The organism is Streptomyces sp. NPDC055140 (genome assembly GCF_053607285.1).
In genome coordinates, this window is the sequence record NZ_JBSGTG010000149.1 from 1 (window position 1) to 2321 (window position 2321).

A 2321-nucleotide genomic window follows, 5' to 3' on the forward strand; every position below is an offset into this window, starting at 1 on the left:
GTACCAACGACATGCAAGTGACCAGCCGTGCTGACTTCCGGTACTTCATACCGCAGGCGGCGTGGGCTCCACCGGCGGCTGAGCCGTCGCGCGTGCCGATCCCGTCGAGGCGGCAACTGCAAGGCATGACAGTGGTCAACGAAAGTCGTGTATCGATGAAAACATCCAACACTGGAAAACCGTGTGTCGTGGCCACGATCCCCGTGGGGGCGAAGCCGGTCGGTGTGGCGGTGGACGTTCATGACCATGTCTTCGTCACGAACAGTGGTGCCAGCACCGTATCGGTGATCAATTCTGTCACGAACACGGTGAGCGCCACCCTCAACGTCGGATTCCACCCGGAGAGCGTGGCAACCGATCCTCAATTCGGCGTCTACGTCGCCAACGGCGGCAATTACACCGTGACAGCGCTCGACAGATTCCACGCCCTCGTCGCCACCATCGTCGTCGGAGGCCCGCCAGGCCCTCCGCAACCCGACATGCTGAGGGTGGCGGTCGATCACCTCATGAGTCGGGCCTACGTGACCAACCGCGGTCTTGACAGGGTGTCGATCATTGGAAGCAGCAGCGATCCCCCCGCCCTGTCCCTTGACTTCAGCGAAGTCGAGGGTCCTCTCGGTGTGGCGGTTGACCCCGTAAGTCACCGCGTCTTCGTCACGCGACCCGACCACAACAAGGTGTCGGTGATCGATCCCACGACCCACGGCATCATCGGGAGTATCCCCGTCGGACAGCACCCCACAGGTATTGCGATAGATCCCCAGAAGCGCCGCGTCTATGTCGCCAACTCCGGCTTCACAACGGTGTCGCTGATCGACATGGCGTCCGGCGACGTCTCAGAGATCGACGTCGGCACGAGCCCGACCGGTGTGGCGGTTGATTCCCATGGCGGCGTCTACGTCACCCACCCCGATGGCTTGGTCAGGGTGATCGATCCCAGCTCCGCCAGCGTGACCTCCAGGATCTCCGTCGGCTCCCACCCACAGGGACTGGCCTTCGAACCCCACAGCAACCGCGTCTACGTCGCCAACCGCGGCGACGGCACGGTATCCGCGATCGACCTTGCCGGCGGTTAGGCCGTTTCCATCAGATCATCCGATCGCTGGCCTGGTGTGTCGTTGACTGACGCCCAGTGGGCCTGGCCTGGCGATACGACTGTGAGGATGTTCAGGTGCCGCTCCGGGCGGTGGCCTGACCCGCGTTACAACTGACCCTGGACCTGGCTGGGTGAGCAGGCCTGGGAACCCCTGAACACCGGGTGGGGAGCTTCAGGGCTCTGTCCGGAGTTCCGTGAATGATCTTGTGGTCAGGTCGGCCCGCCGGGGCAAGTCATGCCGGTGTTTGTGGGTCTGAGCGTCCGAGCATGTCAGCCAATGGAGTGCCAGTTCGTGCGGCTTCGATGCGACGTGCCCGCAATTGGGCTCGGGTGCAGGGGCGGAACTTGGGTTCCTTGCCGCAGCCACAGGGCGCCCGGCCCTCGTAACGCAATCCGGCATTCAGGACCGCGGCGACGACGGTCCATGACTTGGCATCCCGGCGTCGGGGCGCCGCGAAGTCGTGGCCGGCGCAGGCCATTGGCTTGGAGCAACGGGGGCATCGGTGCTCGTCAAGGCCCGGGTGCTGCTTGAACGCGATGCGGCACGTCACGCAGGCGTAGTGCAGTTTGTAGCGCTTCTCGGCGTAGTAGCACACAGGGGGTGACCGTACCCGTCGGTGGGCAGCTGGCGAGACAGTATCGTCCCCTGAATCAAGGTCGGATGAGGATTCGGGCGCGAAGGAGACGGAAGGAAGCCCGCCCGTACATAGCCCGCTTGAGGGTTTTCACGCGGTTGACGTGCCCTTCCACCATTCCTGAACTCCATTCGAAGGTGAGATCGACGGTGACGGCGTCGAGGTCCTAGCGGAGAAATCCGGCGAAGGACCGCATGGGGCCGTGGGTCACCTTCGGCCTGGCGGATCCACTCCAGCAGCAGGTGACCTCGGCGTTTGCGGACCGGGTCGCGGAAGACGCGGGCCAGGTCGCAGGCTCGGGCGATGTCCGGGCAGGCGAGGCGGACTTGTTCAAGTTGCTCGACCTCACCCGCGGTGAGGCGGTCGCGGTCCCGCATGATCCAGCCCGTGATTTTGCGGGGGCTGGGATGGCTACGCGGACGGGTTCCGCGGTGCCGCTTCGCAGGGCCGCGATGTGTCGGCGGACCACTTGGGTGCTGCCCCGATAGCCGCGCTCTTTGATCTCGTTGAAGAGGCTGGTGGCGTTGGTGTGTCCGGCCGCGAAGCGGACGTTGAGATATGCCTTGAACGGCTCCAGGACACCGTTCGGA

The 2321-nt window shown here is 64.5% G+C and carries 1 protein-coding gene; it reads left to right on the forward strand.

Annotation, left to right across the window (positions count from 1 at the left end; all coding sequences use genetic code 11):
• On the forward strand, positions 1 to 1076 hold a 1076-nt coding region (locus ACWFR4_RS48435), incomplete at its 5' end, for a YncE family protein (RefSeq protein ID WP_453658335.1).
• Between the last annotated feature and the right edge of the window lie 1245 nt (positions 1077 to 2321).